This window comes from Desulfotomaculum sp. (assembly GCA_003513005.1).
Lineage (GTDB): Bacteria > Bacillota > Desulfotomaculia > Desulfotomaculales > Nap2-2B > 46-80.
In genome coordinates this window covers 20770-38415 of sequence record DOTD01000062.1, presented here as the reverse complement: position 1 = coordinate 38415, position 17646 = coordinate 20770, and the positions used below count along the sequence as shown (strand labels likewise).

Annotated in this window: 15 protein-coding genes, 1 other RNA gene and 1 pseudogene; 5 read left to right on the top strand and 12 right to left on the bottom strand. The window is 49.6% G+C overall.

Annotation, left to right across the window (positions count from 1 at the left end; genetic code table 11):
- The first annotated feature begins 8 nt into the window (after positions 1-8).
- Genes DEH07_07680 through DEH07_07670 form a run of 3 tightly spaced genes read left to right on the top strand, consistent with a single transcriptional unit; the run spans position 9 to position 1757 of the window.
- Positions 9-872 carry a protein translocase subunit SecF gene (locus DEH07_07680; GenBank protein ID HBY04404.1) on the top strand — a complete coding sequence of 288 codons (864 nt, stop codon included), beginning with the start codon at positions 9-11 and terminating at the stop codon, positions 870-872.
- A gap of 56 nt (positions 873-928) precedes the next feature.
- Positions 929-1237 (top strand): hypothetical protein, encoded by a 309-nt coding sequence (locus DEH07_07675; GenBank protein ID HBY04403.1) that lies wholly within the window; start codon positions 929-931, stop codon positions 1235-1237.
- 22 nt (positions 1238-1259) lie between these two features.
- Positions 1260-1757 (top strand): hypothetical protein, encoded by a 498-nt coding sequence (locus DEH07_07670; GenBank protein HBY04402.1) that lies wholly within the window; start codon positions 1260-1262, stop codon positions 1755-1757.
- Here the strand turns inward: DEH07_07670 and DEH07_07665 are convergent.
- The 10 genes and pseudogenes from DEH07_07665 to DEH07_07620 form a co-directional block, all read right to left on the bottom strand.
- The gene (locus tag DEH07_07665; GenBank protein HBY04401.1) at positions 1754-4207 is read right to left on the bottom strand and encodes an ATP-dependent protease; all 2454 of its coding nucleotides are present in this window, start codon (positions 4205-4207) and stop codon (positions 1754-1756) included. The genes DEH07_07670 and DEH07_07665 overlap by 4 nt on opposite strands.
- A 121-nt stretch (positions 4208-4328) precedes the next feature.
- Positions 4329-4682, bottom strand: an RNA gene (gene rnpB, locus DEH07_07660) — RNase P RNA component class A.
- A 49-nt stretch (positions 4683-4731) separates the two neighbouring features.
- Complete coding sequence (locus DEH07_07655) at positions 4732-6537, bottom strand: aspartate--tRNA ligase (protein ID HBY04400.1); 1806 nt, start codon at positions 6535-6537, stop codon at positions 4732-4734.
- A 59-nt stretch (positions 6538-6596) separates the two neighbouring features.
- The gene (locus DEH07_07650) at positions 6597-7844 is read right to left on the bottom strand and encodes a histidine--tRNA ligase (GenBank protein ID HBY04399.1); all 1248 of its coding nucleotides are present in this window, start codon (positions 7842-7844) and stop codon (positions 6597-6599) included.
- A gap of 35 nt (positions 7845-7879) precedes the next feature.
- Complete coding sequence (locus tag DEH07_07645; protein ID HBY04398.1) at positions 7880-8503, bottom strand: MBL fold metallo-hydrolase; 624 nt, start codon at positions 8501-8503, stop codon at positions 7880-7882.
- A gap of 19 nt (positions 8504-8522) precedes the next feature.
- Complete coding sequence (locus tag DEH07_07640; GenBank protein HBY04397.1) at positions 8523-8651, bottom strand: hypothetical protein; 129 nt, start codon at positions 8649-8651, stop codon at positions 8523-8525.
- A pseudogene (locus DEH07_07635) lies at positions 8638-8718 on the bottom strand (D-tyrosyl-tRNA(Tyr) deacylase). Before DEH07_07635 ends, DEH07_07640 begins: the two are co-directional and overlap by 14 nt.
- 16 nt (positions 8719-8734) lie before the next feature.
- A complete protein-coding gene (locus DEH07_07630; protein HBY04396.1) occupies positions 8735-10897 on the bottom strand; it encodes a (p)ppGpp synthetase in 2163 nt (720 codons plus the stop codon).
- A 90-nt stretch (positions 10898-10987) separates the two neighbouring features.
- Entirely contained in the window at positions 10988-13768 is a 2781-nt protein-coding gene (recJ, locus tag DEH07_07625) for a single-stranded-DNA-specific exonuclease RecJ (GenBank protein ID HBY04395.1), read from the bottom strand.
- Positions 13769-13837: 69 nt separating this feature from the next.
- A complete protein-coding gene (locus DEH07_07620; GenBank protein ID HBY04394.1) occupies positions 13838-14116 on the bottom strand; it encodes an acylphosphatase in 279 nt (92 codons plus the stop codon).
- A 39-nt stretch (positions 14117-14155) separates the two neighbouring features.
- On the opposite strand from DEH07_07620, the gene DEH07_07615 reads away from it, so the two are divergent.
- Entirely contained in the window at positions 14156-14506 is a 351-nt protein-coding gene (locus DEH07_07615) for a hypothetical protein (GenBank protein HBY04393.1), read from the top strand.
- Between the two features lie 3 nt (positions 14507-14509).
- Here the strand turns inward: DEH07_07615 and thpR are convergent, their stop codons facing one another.
- Positions 14510-15088 carry an RNA 2',3'-cyclic phosphodiesterase gene (gene thpR / locus DEH07_07610; protein ID HBY04392.1) on the bottom strand — a complete coding sequence of 193 codons (579 nt, stop codon included), beginning with the start codon at positions 15086-15088 and terminating at the stop codon, positions 14510-14512.
- Between the two features lie 156 nt (positions 15089-15244).
- Between thpR and DEH07_07605 the strand changes: the two genes are divergently transcribed.
- Positions 15245-16786 (top strand): magnesium chelatase, encoded by a 1542-nt coding sequence (locus DEH07_07605; GenBank protein ID HBY04391.1) that lies wholly within the window; start codon positions 15245-15247, stop codon positions 16784-16786.
- An 85-nt stretch (positions 16787-16871) separates the two neighbouring features.
- Here the strand turns inward: DEH07_07605 and DEH07_07600 are convergent, their stop codons facing one another.
- Positions 16872-17615, bottom strand: a complete 744-nt coding sequence (locus DEH07_07600; protein HBY04390.1) for a phospholipase — start codon at positions 17613-17615, stop codon at positions 16872-16874.
- Positions 17616-17646: the final 31 nt, after the last annotated feature.

Here is a 17646-nt window from a genome sequence, read left to right as displayed (position 1 = left end):
TCAAAAATATGTCCCTGCACTTTATCAAACTGAGAAAAATTTGGTACATCATATCTTTAGTAATCATCCTGCCGGGTTTGATCTCTCTTGCAGTCCAGGGTTTGAACAAGGGCATTGACTTCACCGGCGGCAATATTATCGAGATCAGCTATGATAAACCGGTTGCCGTAGAAACAATCAGAAATACCATATCCTCCCGGAAGATTGGAGGCAGTCATGCCGTTCAAAAAATCGGCGAAACCGGCTATCTGATCCGGACTCCCCATCTGACACAGGACCAAAACGACGATCTCCTGGGGGCGCTCGGTAAACTGGGCAAGTCTACAATACTCCGCAACGAATCAGTTGGAGCCATAATCGGACGCGAGCTTACCCAAAAAGCGCTGATTGCCTTAATAATAGCTTCGGTCCTGATGATAATTTACATAACCGTCCGTTTCGAATTCAAGCAGGGATTGGCGGCAATTATCGCCCTGCTGCACGACGTGCTCGTGGTTACCGGTATTTTCTCACTTTTCAGGATCGAGATAGACAGCGCGTTTGTAGCCGCTATCCTGACAATTATCGGTTATTCGATAAATGACACAATTATCATCTTTGACCGGATCAGGGAAAATATGCTGCATCGCCAGAAGGGAGAAAGCATTGAGGATGTGGTCAACAGAGGCCTCTGGCAGACGTTGACGAGATCAATCAACACCGTGCTCACGGTCATCTTTGTCCTTGTCGCCATGTACTTCCTGGGCGGCAGCACAATTAAGACCTTTGTGCTGGCTATGTTGATCGGCGTCGTCAGCGGTATGTATTCTTCTATCTGCAACGCAAGCCCGCTGTGGATAGACCTCAAGCGGCTGGAAAAAAAGAGCCATTAAGAAAATTCATCATTTGCAGATTTTCGGGGTAGCCTATATACCGCAGGTGAGGGTTAATGCCGGAGATCGAGAGTGACGAAAAAAGTTTATTAATATCCCTTCGGGGAAAGTTAACCGAGTTTGCCGTTAATATTGAAAAAATGAAACTGGCCGAGTACGTCGAGTTGTTGAACAGACCCTTGCGGCTGATGTATATCAACTTCATCGCCGGCTTGGCCAGAGGCATCGGGATAGCTGTGGGATTTACTGTCCTGGGCGCCATAGTCGTAATTTTTCTAAGGCGTCTGGTAGCGCTGAACCTGCCGTTAATTGGAAATTTCATCGCCGAGATAGTATACACGGTGCAGACCCAGCTTAAACCTTAAAATATTTCCGGAAGGAAAACAAATGGATCGTAAAAAACTAAAGTTTTTTAAAAGGCTTTTGGAAGATGAAAAGGATAAATTATTAGGCAGGATAAAATTTATCAATGAGAACGGCCTCGCCATGTCAATGAAGGTGTCAACAGGCGAGTTGTCCATGTACGATAACAATTCGGGTGATCTGGGATCGGAATTGTTCGAACGCAGTAAAGATTTCGCCCTGCGCGAAGACGCCGTTCTTGTAATCAAAGCTATCGACGGAGCATTGGATAAAATAAAAGACGGCACTTACGGCGAATGTGATATTTGCGGGAAGGACATCCTCCTGGAGCGATTGGAAGCTGTACCGTATACTACCGTCTGTTTTGATTGCCGTGTTGTGGCTGAGCAGGCGCCCAACCTTTCAGTCCGTCCTGCCGAAGAAGACGTCATTGACGATATTTACCGTCAGGGCCACCGTAAAGGCATCGAGAGCACAGGTTACAGTATGGAAGACACCTGGGAGGACCTGAGCAGGTACTAGCAGGCGCCGCAGCCGTCACAGCTGTCACAGCCCTGTCCTTCTTCCTCCTTATCCTTATTCTTGCCGAAGCTCGAAAGATCCTCCGCATACTGGCGCAGTCTTTGATCTACAAGGTAAAACACCGTTTCTTCCGGATATGCGCCGTCTTCTGAACGCTCTCCGGCTTCAGTGCCGGTAAGCAGCGATATCCCTTCCTCAACAGTGCTTACCGCATAAATATGGAACTTACCTTCTTTAACGGCGTCCAATACTTCATGCTTGAGCATCAAGTCATCTATATTCAGGGCGGGGATCATCACACCCTGTTTTCCAGTTAAACCCTTCGCCTTGCAAACCTCAAAGAACCCTTCTATTTTCTCGGTCGCTCCGCCGATTGGCTGAATCTCACCGTTTTGGTTCACCGACCCTGTAACTGCAATATCCTGTCTTAACGGCAGACCGGAAATAGCTGAAAGAAGGGCATACAGTTCAGTGCTCGATGCGCTGTCCCCGTCAACACCTTCATAAAGCTGTTCAAAAGTGATCCTTGCCGTAAGACGCAGGGGTTTATCCTGAGCAAACCTGTCTCCCAAAAATCCCGTTAAAGTAAGGACTCCTTTGGTATGCAGGCTTCCGCTCATACGCGTCTCGCGCTCTATATTGACCAGCCCTTCCTGGCCCATAAACGTCTTTGCCGTAATTCTGGAAGGTCTCCCGAAAGAATAATCACCGATATTGATCACTGAAAGTCCGTTTACCTGTCCCACTGCAGAACCTTCCGTGCTTAAGAGAAACTTGCCCTGCACAACCATTTCCTGCAGCTTTTCCTCAATCCGGTTGGAGCGGTATATACGCTCTTCAAAAGCCCGCCTGACATGAGGGGCGCCGACATAGGTGGATCCATCCACCCTGGCCCATGCTTCAGCTTCATAGACAATCTGGACAATTTCATTAAAGCAGGTGCAAAGTTTATCCTGACTGCCGGAAAGCCGGGAACCGAACTCGATTAACTCAGCCAGGCCTGAGCGGTCAAAGTGCGTCAGGTTCTCGCGCCTGCAGACAGCGCCGACAAAAGCCGCATAGTGATTAAGGTTCTCAGGTGTGCGGGGCATTTCAGTGTCAAAATCGACCTTAACCCTGAAAAATTTCTGAAAGTCTTCATCATAGGCATGGAGCACGTGATATATATTATAACTCCCGATCAAGACTATTTTCACATCAACCGGGATAGGTTCCGGCCTTAAGCTTGCTGTCGGAATTATCCTGTACTGTTCGCCGACATTTATTACTACTGTCTGCCTGCTTTTAATCATTTTCTTCAAGGCGTCCCAGGCAAAAGGATCCTGAAAAATATCCCTTGCCTGCAGAACGAGGTAACCTCCATTAGCGCGGTGAATAGCTCCTGCCTTAATCATTGTAAAGTCCGTGCTCATTCCGCCCATGATATTCTTATACTCTATTTTACCGAAAAGATTATAATAGGTCGGATTCGTTTCTATAACGACGGGAGCCCCTTTTGTCTCGCCGTTGCTGATGAAAATATTTACCTTGTAACGATTAAATAATTCTCTTGGATCAACAAAACCAAACGGCCCCGGTTTGGGCGCCTCAGTCACATTAAACTGATCGATATGCTGGATAATATCCTCGACCACTTCATTAAGGTACTGAACTATTTTTGAAAAATCCCTGTATTTCTCCTGCGCCTGATTAACAAGAGGCTCAATAGCGCGTCCGGCAATCTGTTTATCCAGCTGCTGTATCTTTTCCTTGGTTCGTTTTTCAATCATTTTGCCGTCGGTGAATACTTCTTCCATTCTTTGCTGTAAATTGCGGACAGCCAGCTGGATTTCCTTTTGCTTATCCGGCGGAAGCATCTCGAACTCTTCAGGTGTCAGCCGTTTGCCATCCCTTACTGGTATGAACATCATCCCTTCAGGCCCCTGCTTCATCATAAAGCCGGCTTCTTTAGCCTCCAACTGGACCTGTTCCATCTGCGCATTGATCTGGGTTTCCATCTCGTCAAGTATAGCCTGCTTGTTTTTTTCGTAATCGTCCCCTTCATAAAGTTTGGGAACTGTAGACCTGATGTCGGATATTAATTCCTCCATATCCTTTTTGAAGACCTGCGCCTGCCCGGCAGGCAGTGATACAGTATATGGCTGATCCGGGCTGCCGAAGTTAAAGAGGATGCACCAGTCTTCCGGTACAGGCTTATCCTGGGCATAATCGGTCAGGACAGCCTGAATATATGTGCTTTTCCCGGTGCCGGGAGGTCCGGCAACATATATGTTATATCCCGGAGCATTCATTGTTATGCCAAACCCCATGGCTTTGATAGCCCGTTCCTGCCCGATAAAATTCTGCAGCGGGGGAATCTGGGTTGTGTTTTCACATATAAATTCTTTCAGGCTGCAGCGCCTGCGGAGTTTCTCTAAAGGTATCTCAAAATTCTTTATCTCAAATGACATTTTAAAACCTCCCGGATGCTTTAATTCTTCTTTTTCTTTATAAACTATTTAATTATACTCAATTGTGACAAATCCTGCTTTAATAAAAAATAAACCGGGCTGAAAAGTCCGGTTATTTTATGCAGTGAGCAAACCTGTAAGCCGAGTTCTGTCGTGGATGATCATCTGTCTGGGACGCCTGTTGCCAGGCGCCTCAAGCGACCTTACCCGGAGACTCAGCGGGCAGCCTCAACGTCTCCCTATTTGGTCTTGCTCCAGGTGGGGTTTACCTAGCCAGCCCGTCACCAGAGCTGCTGGTGCGCTCTTACCGCACCGTTCCACCCTTGCCTGTTTAAAAAACAGGCGGTCCTCATTTCTGTGGCACTTTCCTTAGGGTTGCCCCCACTGGGTGTTGCCCAGCACCTTGCCCTGTGGAGCTCGGACTTTCCTCAAGCGTTTCCGAAGCGGAATTGCTTGCGATCACCCGGTTTACTCACTGATTATTCATCTTTTTATTTTAGCATAATGGACGAATTATAGCAAATTTAGCGGTTTTCCTTCAGCTTTCCGCCCAAATCTATCTTGATGTGAAGTTCCCGGAGCTGCCCGGCGGAAACCTTGCCCGGCGCGCTGCTCATCAAGTCTGCAGCGCTTTGTGTTTTTGGAAAGGCAATCACGTCTCTGATTGTCTTTTTGCCGCTTAAAAGCATGATCAGGCGGTCGAAACCAATCGCAAACCCTCCATGCGGCGGTGTACCGTACTCGAAAGCATCCAGCAGGAAGCCGAATTTCTGGCGCGCTTCTTCCGGTGAAATTCCAATCGCTGCAAACATTCTTTCCTGCACATCACGCCGGTGGATACGGATACTCCCGCCGCCGACTTCCACTCCGTTAAGCACAAGGTCATATGCCCTGGCCCGGACGGAAGCAGGATCAGTTTCCAGCGCCGGCAGATCTTCGTCCTGCGGGGAAGTGAAGGGGTGATGCCTGGCTGTGAAACGTTTCTCAACCTCGTCATATTCAAGGAGGGGAAAATCAACAACCCAGAGGAACTTCAGTTCATCCTCAGGAATCATGCCGGTCATCCCGGCAATGTGAAGGCGCAAGGCGCCCAGGGCATCAGCCACAACGGAAGGCCGGCCGGCTACAAAAAGGAGCAGGTCGCCTTCTTCGGCTTTAAACCTTTCGGCAATTGTCTTTAGTTCGTCTTCCGTAAAGAATTTGTTCAAAGGCGATTTCAGTCCCTGGCCGGTGGCTGTAAAATAGGCCAGGCCTTTTGCCTTGTATATTTTTGCAAAATCGATCAATTCATCGATTTCCCTGCGGCTTAAACTGCCGCAGCCCTTTGCGTTGATTCCTTTTACCTGGCCGCCGGTATCCGCTGCTTTAGAAAAGACATTGAAACCGCAATGGGCGGCAAGGTCCGTAAAATCAACAAGCTCCAAACCAAACCTGGTATCGGGCTTATCGCTTCCGAAACGATCAATTGCTTCCCGATAGGAAAGCCGGGGGAAAGGAGGCTTGAGTTCCAGACTTGAGGTTCCCGTTGAGTTATAAATAGAAACAACCATGTTCTCGATTATTTCTATGACATCATCTATATCAACAAAAGACATTTCCAGGTCAATCTGGGTAAATTCCGGCTGACGGTCAGCCCGTAAATCTTCATCCCTGAAGCAGCGGGCAACCTGGTAATACCTTTCCATCCCGGAGACCATTAATAATTGCTTGAACAGCTGTGGTGACTGCGGAAGCGCATAAAAACTGCCCGGGTTTAACCTGCTTGGCACCAGAAAGTCTCTCGCCCCTTCCGGAGTGCTCAAGGTAAGCATCGGTGTCTCTATTTCCCAGAACCCCCGGCTGTTCAGAAACTCCCTGGCTGCTACCGCAGCCTTGTGCTTCAGTTCGAAAGCACGCTGCATTTCCGGCCTGCGCAGGTCAAGGTAGCGGTATTTAAGCCTAACGTTTTCTTCTGCATCAACACCGTCTTCAATATAAAAGGGAGGGGTCTTGGCAGTGTTTAAGATCCGGATATGAGCCGCCATAACCTCTACCTGCCCTGTAGCCAAATTTGGGTTCTCAGTGCCTTCAGGCCTTTCTTCAACTTTTCCGGTGACTGCAAGAACATATTCGCTGCGTACGCCCTCAGCTTTGGCAAATTCTTCTTTTACGCGATCCGGGTCAAATACCGTCTGAACAATGCCGGTCCTGTCCCTCAGGTCGATAAAAATCAATCCGCCGTGATCCCGGCAGCGTTGAGCCCATCCCATCAGGACTACTTCCTGGCCAATGTGATCTCTGCGTAAGATGCCGCAGTTGTGGGCGCGTTTTAAACCTTGCATATTTTCCATTCGAAAAGCTCCTTTTTGCCCGAAGGTCTCATTTTTTGTTCTATAACTATCTCCGCAAGTTATTCCTTTAGGAATTGTGCAGTCAAGTCAGACAGCGGAACTTCAGTCTGGCTGCCGGACAGCATGTCTTTTAAGGCAACCTTTCCCTTGCTGAGCTCGTCGCTGCCAAGTATGACAACATAAGGAGCGCCGGATTTTCCAGCCTGCTTCAGCTGGGCCTTCATGCTCCGCCCGGTGTAGTCTTTGTCCGCATATATGCCGTTTGTCCGCAGTTCCTGTAAAAGCATCATCGCCCGGCCTTCCAGATCTTTTTCAGCTGTAACCAGGTATACATCAAGCTGCCTGCTGTCCGGCACAGACAGGCCCTGTTCCTGCATGACCAGAAGAAACCTTTCCAGTCCCATAGCATAACCTATACCGGGCGTCGGGGGTCCGCCGAACATTTCCACCAAGCCGTCATAACGTCCGCCGCCGCCGACAGAACGCTGGGCTCCTATGCCAGGAGCCATGATTTCAAAAGCCGTCCTGGTATAATAATCAAGCCCGCGCACAAGGCAGTGATCAACTATGTACTCTACATTCAAAGCGTCAAGGTAACTGAGCACTTCCCCGAAATGATCAGCGCACTCCGGACAAAGAAATTTTAAGCCTGCCGCAGCCTCTCCGGCCATCTCCCGGCAGCGCTTTACTTTGCAGTCCAGTATGCGCAGCGGATTTTTGTCCAACCGGATACGGCAGTCGCCGCACAAATCCTCCAGGCGTGTCTTCAGGCTGGCGCATAGCTTTTCACGCATCACCGGCCTGCACATACCGCAGCCAACGCTGTTTATATGCAGGTCCAGCTTTAAACCGAAGCGCCGGCAAAAGTCCATAGCCATGGCGACTACTTCCGCATCTATGGCCGGCGTAAAAGAGCCGAAAACCTCTGCCCCGAGCTGATGAAACTGCCGGTAACGGCCGGCCTGCGGCCGGTCGTAGCGAAACATCGGCCCCTGGTAGTATACTTTAACCGGTTGGGGGCCCGAATACAGCTTGTCCTCGACGTATGCGCGCGCAATCGGCGCCGTGCCTTCAGGACGCAGGCTCAATGATCTTTCCGACCGGTCAAGGAAAGTATACATCTCTTTCTCAATTATATCGGTAGTGTCTCCCACGCCCCTGTCAAACAGCTCGGTATATTCAAAAACAGGCGTGCGGATTTCGGCATACCCGTACTCCCGGCAGATACGCCGGAAAGACTCTTCGACATACTGCCATTTTTCAACTTCACCCGGCAGCACATCAATAGTCCCCCGCGGCCGGTTTATTGAGCTCGGCAACTCTTAATTCCTCCTGTCACAGATCACATACGCATGAAGGGGTTATATTTCGCTTCATCGCCAATTGTGGTCATTGGCCCATGCCCCGGAAAAACCGACGTGATGGGGGGGAAGATCATTAATTTTGTTTTAATCATTCCGATCAGTTGAATGTAGTTTCCGCCGGGAAAATCCGTACGGCCGATGGAACCCGCAAAAAGAGTATCCCCCGTTAACAAATTGTTTTCAACTTTCAGGGTAATCCCGCCCTGTGTATGCCCGGGTGTGTGGATAACCTCAATGGTCAGTTTGCCCACCTGTATCTTATCGCCCTCTTCTAAGAGGCGGTCCGCTGCCTTAACCTTCATTTCTCCCCCCGTCATCCAGGAGAGGTTGCTGTTCGGGTTCGTCAGCATATCGGCGTCCTTGGTATGGATCAACACCTGTGCGCCCGTCTGCTCGTAGATTCCGCTTACAGCGCCAATATGATCGATATGTCCGTGGGTCAAAATAATGTACTTGCAGTTCAGATTCAGCTTTTTCAGCCACTGCATAATCCTGGGCGCATCGGCGCCGGGGTCAATCACTGCGGCGTCCCTGGTCTCCTCACAGCCTATAATATAGCAGTTCGCCGCTATAGGGCCCACTTCAAAACCTTTTATGATCAACAAGCATACCTCCTATGCTTTAAAAGCTCTTTTTACTGTCTATAAGTATTGTAACCGGTCCGTCATTTATAATTTCAACTTTCATGTAAGCCTGAAATTCTCCCGTGGCTACCCGGATGCCTCTCGCTTTCAGCCAATCCGGATCCAATCTCCCCTATTTTGAAACCGTCCACGCTCACCGCCGCTCTGGATACCCTCTGCACAACCGCCCGCAATTATTAAGCACTCCTTCTAACTGGTCCTTTTTACCTCGTAGACATCTTTGACACGGTTTAGCCTGCTCACAAGATAATCAAGCTCTTCCTTATTCTTCATCTCCATAACCATTTCAATTATGGCCACATTGTTTTTCTTTCCTCCCCGGGCGGTCACCCAGTTGGCGCTCATCTTCATCTCGGTTAATATCGCCATTACGTCGCTTAACAGTCCCGCCCTGTCCGTTGCCCACACCTCCAGCTTAACCTGGAAAGGAAACCTGAAATCCTGACTCCAAACGGCCTCGGCAAGCCTCTCCTGGTCACCTTTTTGAAATTGGCCCAGGTTGCGGCAGTCACTACGGTGAATCGACACGCCCCGCCCCCTAGTAACGTAGCCCACTATCGGATCGCCGGGCACAGGTTTGCAGCAGTGAGCCAGCCTGACGAGCAGATTATCCATCCCCCTTACAGTAACACCCTGGGTTGTCTGGTTTTTAACAGGCGCAAACGTCTCAGGTTTCAGCTGCTGCAGTTCTTCCTCCAGTGAGGCCTGCACAGGCTTGACAGTGTCTTCTTTTAGCTTGTTAATTACCGTCAGCGGACTCACGGCGCCGTTGCCGATTGACGCGTAGAGGTCCTCAACCGTAAATATATTCAGCCGGCGGGCCATTTCCATGAGTTTTTCGTTTTTCAATATTTCCAGGCTGAGGCCCTGCTTCTTTATCTCCCTGTCCAGCATATCCCGCCCTTTGACGGAATTTTCATCACGCAGTTCTCTTTTAAACCACTGCTTGATCCGTGACTTGGCCTGGGAGGTTTTAACTAGGGTCAGCCAGTCCCGGCTTGGGCCGGAAGATTGTTTTGAAGTAATAATTTCAACTATATCGCCGTTTTTAAGTTTATAGTCCAGTGTTGTAATCCGCCCGTTGACTTTTGCCCCCGCACAGCGGTGTCCCACCTCGGTATGTATGCGGTAGGCAAAATCTATCGGCACGGATCCGTTGGGAAACTCAAAAACCTCGCCCTTGGGAGTAAAAACGAAGACAACATCTGAAAACAGGTCTATCTTAAGCGACTCCATAAACTCACGCGCATCGCGCAGTTCATGCTGCCATTCCAGAAGCTGGCGCAACCAGGCGAGTTTTTCGTCAAACTGCTTATCCGTCTGCCCGCCTTCCTTATAGCGCCAGTGAGCGGCAATACCATATTCGGCGGTGCGGTGCATCTCCGCAGTACGGATCTGAACTTCCAGAGGTTCGCCATTTCTCCCGATAACTATGGTATGCAGAGACTGGTACATATTTGACTTGGGCATGGCTATGTAGTCCTTGAACAGGCCGGGAATGGGCTTCCACAAAGTATGCACGATTCCCAAAGCCGCATAACATTCCTTTACTGAATCCACAACCAGCCTTACAGCCAGCACATCATAGATCTCGCTTAATTCCTTCTTCTGCCTGGCCATTTTTGAGTAGATGCTGTAAAGATGCTTGGGACGGCCTCCGACTTCGGCTTTTATCCCCATGCTTTCCAGCCTTTCCCGCAGCATGGCAATCACCCCGCGGATATACTCCTCACGCTTCTCCCAGGTGCTGGCGATCATTTTATCAATATCGAAATATTCACGGGGGTGGATATAGCGGAAGGCCAGGTCTTCCATTTCCCATTTAACCCTGTATATACCCAGTCTATGGGCCAGCGGAGCGAATATTTCCAGGGTCTCGGTAGCTATTTCCTTCTGTTTGAACTCGGGATGATAGCCGAGCGTGCGCATATTATGCAGGCGGTCGGCAAGTTTAATCAGAATTATCCGGATGTCCTTGGCCATGGCAAGAAACATTTTACGGAGATTTTCAGCCTGGTTCTCTTCTTTGGACTTAAACTCAAGCCGGCTTAACTTGGTTACCCCGTCAACAAGAAGGGCGATTTCGTTTCCAAATTCTTTTTCGATTTGTTCTAAAGTAACCTGCGTGTCTTCAACAACATCATGCAGGAGCCCTGCCGCCAACGTCTCCAAATCAAGCTCCAACTCGGCTAAAACAAAGGCCACAGCAAGGGGGTGAAGGATAAACGGCTCGCCTGAAATCCTTTTCTGATTGCTGTGCGCGTCGCTTGCAAACTCATACGCCCTGTTGAGCAAAGAAAGATCGGCATTTTTATTATAGAGGGAGACTTTCTTTATAAGTTCCTGCGGCATGTTTTATCCCTCTTTTTCTGCTGCCCAATTTACTAAAATTATACTATAAAAAAATACCAGTGTCATTCCTGGTATTCCATAATGCCTTCCTTATAACTCAACGTTTGGCCAGGCAGATAAATTTAATATATCCTGCTGCCAGGTTACGGCCCTGTCTCTGGATGCCTGGCCCCAGCAAAATATCCTTGAATCATCTAATTTCAGTTTTCCTTTTGGAGCGGGGGACAATGCGACAATCGATTCCTCATCTATTTCCCGTTCCACCAACAGACCAAGTTCATGCAGAACAGCCAGGCCTATCCCCGTCGTATACTCCCTGGCCCATTTCAAACCCGCCTTTTGAAGAGCCATAGTAAGTTCAGTCAAAACGCGTTCTGTAGCGAAGTTATTAAACTGACGCATCAACGTGTAAAGGCGCGCCAGAAAATCCCTGTCCGGCGCCAGTGAAGAAAGATAATCCCGGAATTTGTTTCTATCTCCTTCCCCAAACATAAGAAAGATACTTCTTTTATCACGCTGCGGTCCTTTTACAGCCAGATTCCATTCCTGTTCGCCGCAGGGCAGGTCATAAACAACCAGTTGGTCTATTTCATTACTTTCAAGGGACGGATAAAGTCCTGCAGTCGCAACAAGTGTTTTAACCGAACCCCCGGCAAAAAAATACAGGATAGCCTCGCGTTCTGCCGGTGAAATCCAGCGGTGCAGAAAAGCAGCGGAACACCTGCTTGATTTACGCAGGTAAGAGGCAAGTTCAATGGTCCTGTAGGCGCAGTCAACCAGGACAAGGGTTCGTTTTCCGCCGCCGGCAAGCCCGGACAGAGTCGATGGTCTGCCGGTTGTATTTCGCAGATCTACTAGCGGCGCTTTTTCCAGGTTGACAACACCCGATTCGGGCGAAGGCTGAGCACAATCTTCGCACCAGCCTGGTAAAAAGACACGATTGTACAGTCTTTTATATTCCTGAAACCAGTTCAAAGCAAAGTCCGGCAGGGCCATTTTATTCCAATCGTCCGCCAAATGCTCTGATGCGGAATCAAACAGGGCATCCAGAAACAAACCGCAGCCATTGGCCGGCCCTGAAATCTCACACGCCGCCGTCTGTGACTCGCCAGTCTCAAAACAGATCATTTCTCCCAGTTTCTCTGCATGAGGTGTGATTATTTCTTTTACATCCAACTCAACGCTGGTAATACCGTTCCAATGGTTGAGAACCGGCGTGCAGATCAGATCAACAACCTTGCCCTGGACGGATCCGCCATTTGCGCCTGCCAGGCGAAAGCCTATTCCGTCCCTGATTGCGCCCTCCTGCTGAAGAGTTAATTTTAAATGGCTTCCGTCTTTGCCAACTCCTCGGGAACGCAGAACCGTTACCTCAGGACACCCGATAACCGGTTGAGGGTTGCCCTGCCCAAAAGGAGCCAAAAGAGTTATTTCCGAAGCAAGCTGTTCGGTAATTTCAGCAAGGGTCAGTACTTCTTCAACCTCTGGGATTGAGGGAGTATGTTCGTGGCTCAGCAGGTCTTTTGCATATTCGTTAATTGCCCGCCGGAAATTATCCAACTGGTTAACTCCTAAAGAAAAGCCCGCAGCCCCGGAGTGGCCGCCAAATTCAACAAGGTATTCGCTGCAGTTGGCCAGAGCTTCGTAAAGATCGAAACCGGGGACGCTGCGCCCTGAACCCTTGCCCATATCTTCTTCCAGGGAGATCAGTAAAACGGGCCGCCCGAGAAGATCAGTCAGGCGTGAAGCAACTATTCCGATTACACCCTGGTGCCAGCCTTGATCAGCCGCAACCAGCACTTCCGATTCAGCTAAAAAACGGTCTTCTTTCATCAGTTTATGGACTCCCTCCTGAACACCGGCTTCAACCTCCTGCCTTGTGCGGTTGCATTTATCCAGTTCCGCCGCCAGTTCGGCAGCCTTAGCCGGATCTCCGGCAAGCAAAAGTTCAACCGCCTGCCTGGCGCTTCCCATTCTGCCCGGAGCGTTCAAGCGGGGTACGATAATGAAACTGATCTCCTTCGTTTCAAATTTATCTTTTCTTAAACCGCCTACTGCCATGATAGCCTTAATGCCGGCGTTTGCAGGGCCGCCATTTAAAAAACCCAGGCCGCTTTTAACCAGGATGCGGTTCTCTCCTGTCAGTGAAACAACATCCGCCACAGTCCCTATACAGGCAAGCTCGACATATTCCTGCCAGTCAACTTTAGTCCCGGGATTATATTGAAAGAAAAGAGCCTGGACGAGCTTGAAAGCGACACCGACTCCGGCCAGGTCTTTAAACGGGTAGGCGCAATCAGATCGCTTCGGGTTTAAAACCGCTGCTGCTTCGGGTAATTTTGCAGCCATATGGTGATGATCCGTGATTACAAAATCTGGCCCGCCCAATTCATTTGCCATGGACACAACGCCAGCTCCGCCGATGCCGCAGTCAACAGTAACAACCAGGCTGACACCCTCGTCCCTGGCCCATCCGACAAACTGCCTGTTTAAACCGTAGCCCTCGTTAAGGCGTTCCGGGATATAATAGCCGGCTTCTGCGCCCAACTGTCTTAGAGCTTTAGTTAAAAGCGCCGTCCCTGTAATTCCGTCGGCGTCATAATCCCCATAGACGAGAATTTTTTCCCCTTTCTTGACAGCGTTGAGGATTCTGTTTACAGCAGGTTCCATGTCCTTCATGAGGTAGGGGTTATGCAGCCGCTCCAGTGATCCTTCAAGAAAATCCCTCGCGTCCTCAACCGTATTAACGCCGCGGTTTAAAAGTAACGAGGCCAGGGTTGGGGAAATATTTAACTCCCTGGGCAGAATGCGCTGAAGCAGAGGATCAACTGTTTTTTTTCGCCAACTTCTTTTTTCTGTCATGAAAGCCATACCACCTTAAAAGAATTATAGTAAAGAATGGCAGGCATGGCAACCGCCAATAAGAGGGCAATAGAAATACTAGACAGTGGAAACTATTTTGAAGTCGTTAAACTCCCCGGTAAATGGCTCTACATCAATATCGATCTTTTCAATGAACGCTCCCGGCGGACCCTGCCGGCAGCGGCGTATTGCTTCATCTATGGCATCCGGCCCGCCCTCCATAATCGCCTCGACACGTCCGTCGCGCCTGTTTCTAACCCATCCCTTCACGCCTGTTTCCCAGGCTGTTTCCCGCACAAAAACCCGGTAGTAAACACCCTGAACACGGCCGCTTACAAAAAAATGTTTGCGAAGCATATAAGCCCCCCCTGGTTATACTAATACAGGTGGTTAAGTTTGAAATTTTCCAGTGAGGAATTGAATATACTGCTCGACTACTTTATTGATCAGCAGGAAGACATTGCCGGGGGAGACCTTAATTTTGCCAGTTACTATTCCTGTCCGTCACAAACCGTTCAAAGACTTGAATACATTATCGAAAAATCCCTTTCGGAAGCCGGCGGACTTTCTGATCCGCTCTTTCATCTCCTGGTAGTCAGGGGACTGCTGGCTATGTACCTTTCAGACCCAAAAGTAAAAGCCCAGAATTTCCTGGCTGCTGCCGAAATCCTGCTCCGCTCCGCGGGAAACGGTTGTATTTACCTTCATCGCTTCTGTTCTTCTTTTCGCCGGGCAGGCCTTATTTAAACCTTATTTGCCTGCCAGTTCGACTTTAGCCAGCGGCGTATATACAGGTCCCCGGCGGTTTAGTTCACTCTGCATCAGGTCCACGGATCTTACCTTTAAACTGCCAATCTGCTCAACCTCGGGGCTCATTTCATTAACTTTCGTGACAAACGCTTCCGAACCCTTCCCGAATCGCAGGCGGGCAAGCGTCAGGTGCGGAGAAAAAGGCCGCTTTTCCAGCTGAAAACCATGGGCAAGGTGGGCACTGTTGATCAGTTCATAAATTTTCTGAAGCCTGCCCAGTTCTCCCTGCAGGCCCACCCAGAGCACCCGTGGCCGCGCGGATCCGGGGAAAAATCCCATCCCAAGGGGACGGACCGTAAACACCGGAACGCCGGCAAGCGCAGCCTTAACCGAATCCACAAGGCCAGGCACGGCTGACACTTCCACATTGCCTAGAAATTTAAGCGTGAAGTGGAGGTTTTCTTCCTCGGCCCACTTTACATCGCAGGGAATGTCCCTAAGCTTCAACTGAATACCGTTAAGTTTCCTTTTTGTCTCAAACGGAAGATTGACAGCCCAAAAAAGTCGTAACTGCTGCATTCAAACCCACCCCCAACAAAAAATAACGCCTGACGTTTCTTTTGTCAAGAATTATGTCGAATGATGATATAATTATAAAAATATCTTTTCCAAATATATCATTAAATATATAATGAATTTGTATTTTGCTATATATTGCCTTTTGGAGACGGATTAATGTTAGCCACCGTTAAAAGCACAGCTCTTACCGGCCTTGACGGTCATGTTATCCAGGTTGAAGTTGACGTGGCCAACGGCCTGCCCTGTTTCGACCTGGTAGGACTGCCTGATCCTGCGGTCAAAGAGTCGCGGGACAGGGTGCGTGCAGCCATCAGAAACTCCGGGTTTCAATATCCCCTCCAGCGGATTACTGTAAACCTCGCTCCTGCGGATATGCGCAAAGAGGGACCATTATACGATCTGCCGATTGCGGCTGGTATTCTTGCCGCTACCGCCCAGATTGAGCCGGATGCGCTCTCAAGGTTCATTCTAATTGGAGAGCTTTCCCTGAACGGGAGTCTTCGCAGGGTGACCGGTGTTCTGCCGAATACATTGGCTGCCAGGGAAGGGGGGGTCGGTGAAATAATCGTACCGTCTGAAAATGCTGCTGAAGCTGCATTGGTCCATGACATCAGGGTTTATCCAGTTGAAAATCTTGAACAGCTTGTCCGCTTCTTAAGAGGAGAGGAAGATATTCCTGCTTTTAACTTAGACATCTCTCAACTAACCGGCTGCGGGGAAGTGGTAATTGAGGATATGAACGACGTCCGCGGCCAGATCGCAGCTCGCCGTGCGCTGGAAGTGTCTGCCGCCGGAGGACATAATTTGCTCATGCTGGGGAGCCCCGGATCAGGTAAGACTATGCTGGCCAGGCGACTGCCTGGTATTCTACCAGATCTTTCGTTTGAGGAATCCCTGGAGGTAACCAAAATATACAGCCTTGCCGGCCTGATCAAACCCGGTCAGCCCCTGATCATACAAAGGCCTTTCCGATCCCCGCACCACAGCGCATCATCCGTAGGTCTTATTGGAGGGGGGAGGCGCCCGCGTCCCGGAGAGATCAGCCTTGCCCACAATGGTGTTTTATTTCTTGATGAACTGCCCGAATTCCCCAGGGAAGCCCTGGAATCGCTTCGCCAACCACTGGAAGACGGCATTATAACAATATCACGAGTCAGCAGCGTGGCCACATTTCCTGCCAGGCTTATGCTTGTTGGCGCAATGAACCCCTGCCCCTGCGGTTTTTTTGGAGATCCTACACATGCCTGCACCTGTACCCCGTACCAAATCCAAAGATATATCAGCCGCATTTCCGGCCCTTTGCTTGACAGGATAGACATCCACCTGGAAGTTCCGCGTCTGCCTTACCTTGAACTGGCGGAAGAAAAACAAAATGAATCCTCTTCCGCAATAAAAGAAAGGGTCGTTAAGGCCAGAGAAATTCAGAAGGAAAGGTTCGGCAATAAATCCATAACCTGCAATGCGATGATGAGGCCCCAGCAGGTAAGAAAGTTTTGTAACCTAAGCAAGGAAGCCAGGCTTCTCTTAAGGGGCGCTTTCACACAGCTGAACCTTAGCGCACGGGCACATGACCGTATATTAAAGGTCTCACGAACCATTGCAGACCTCGACGAGTCCGGTCAGATTGAATCGGTCCACCTAGCGGAGGCAATTCAATACCGCAGTCTGGAAAGAAAATACTGGTTTGGAGCAAGCTAAAGAACTTTAAAAGAAAAAACCCCCGGTTGCCCGTGGACTCTAGGTTTTACAATTTAACAGCTAAGTTGATTAGAACAGAAAATCCTTATCCTGCAGGCGCACCGGTTAAAGAAAGTTCACACGTCTTGTGGATTTCCACGGGTTGAAGGAGCAACTGCCTGGAACAGAACTTGAGGAAGCCCGCTGTGGAACGCTGTGCAATCGGCAGCAGGACCGCTGTAACCTGCTGGTAATCATTGAAAGAGCGCAGCCTGCTGTAATATTTTCCAGCAAGCCTGGCATTTTCGATTATCCAATCCTGTGGCGTGTCCCTATGATCATATATCCCCGCCGACTGAACCCTGAACTGAAGCTTCCTTTTCTCCACCCAGTTTTCATAGGCCTGGTGGCCGTTGCAGATTATACAGGAGGCGTGGTGAGGAACACAAGCGTCCTGTACAAGATGTGCGGCGGCTCCAATCATGAACATTGCCTTATTGAAATTTCCGCTCTGCCAATAGCTGATAGCCTTCTTATAATAAACCTCGCATTTCTGGGCTGAACTGGCCCAGGGCCAGATGCCGCGCCTAGTCTCCGGGTTGTAATGATGGCACGTGCTGCGCCAGCCCTTATCCGCCCAGACAACCCCCTTGTCCAGGTCGTTGGCAAACCGGTTGAACAGCTTGGCTTCACGTTCATATCCGTCATTTTTCAGGATAATCCGCCCCTGCAGGTTACAAAAGACATGCGTTGTGCTTGCTCCCCAGATCTGCCTGGGGATAGTAAGCAGCGCCGCATAGAGAGGGATGTCCTTTAAAGGATCAATTAAACTCAAGATAGAAAAGTCCAACGGTTCACCCGCTTAAAGCTATAAACTAAGT

Excerpts from the sequence above, each read along its gene's own strand:
- DEH07_07680 (HBY04404.1), top strand. The coding sequence starts at position 9 with ATGTCCCTGCACTTTATCAAACTGAGAAAAATTTGGTACATCATATCT.
- DEH07_07675 (HBY04403.1), top strand. The coding sequence starts at position 929 with ATGCCGGAGATCGAGAGTGACGAAAAAAGTTTATTAATATCCCTTCGG.
- DEH07_07670 (HBY04402.1), top strand. The coding sequence starts at position 1,260 with ATGGATCGTAAAAAACTAAAGTTTTTTAAAAGGCTTTTGGAAGATGAA.
- DEH07_07665 (HBY04401.1), bottom strand. The coding sequence starts at position 4,207 with ATGTCATTTGAGATAAAGAATTTTGAGATACCTTTAGAGAAACTCCGC.
- DEH07_07655 (HBY04400.1), bottom strand. The coding sequence starts at position 6,537 with ATGGAAAATATGCAAGGTTTAAAACGCGCCCACAACTGCGGCATCTTA.
- DEH07_07630 (HBY04396.1), bottom strand. The coding sequence starts at position 10,897 with ATGCCGCAGGAACTTATAAAGAAAGTCTCCCTCTATAATAAAAATGCC.
- recJ (HBY04395.1), bottom strand. The coding sequence starts at position 13,768 with ATGGCTTTCATGACAGAAAAAAGAAGTTGGCGAAAAAAAACAGTTGAT.
- DEH07_07620 (HBY04394.1), bottom strand. The coding sequence starts at position 14,116 with ATGCTTCGCAAACATTTTTTTGTAAGCGGCCGTGTTCAGGGTGTTTAC.
- thpR (HBY04392.1), bottom strand. The coding sequence starts at position 15,088 with ATGCAGCAGTTACGACTTTTTTGGGCTGTCAATCTTCCGTTTGAGACA.
- DEH07_07605 (HBY04391.1), top strand. The coding sequence starts at position 15,245 with ATGTTAGCCACCGTTAAAAGCACAGCTCTTACCGGCCTTGACGGTCAT.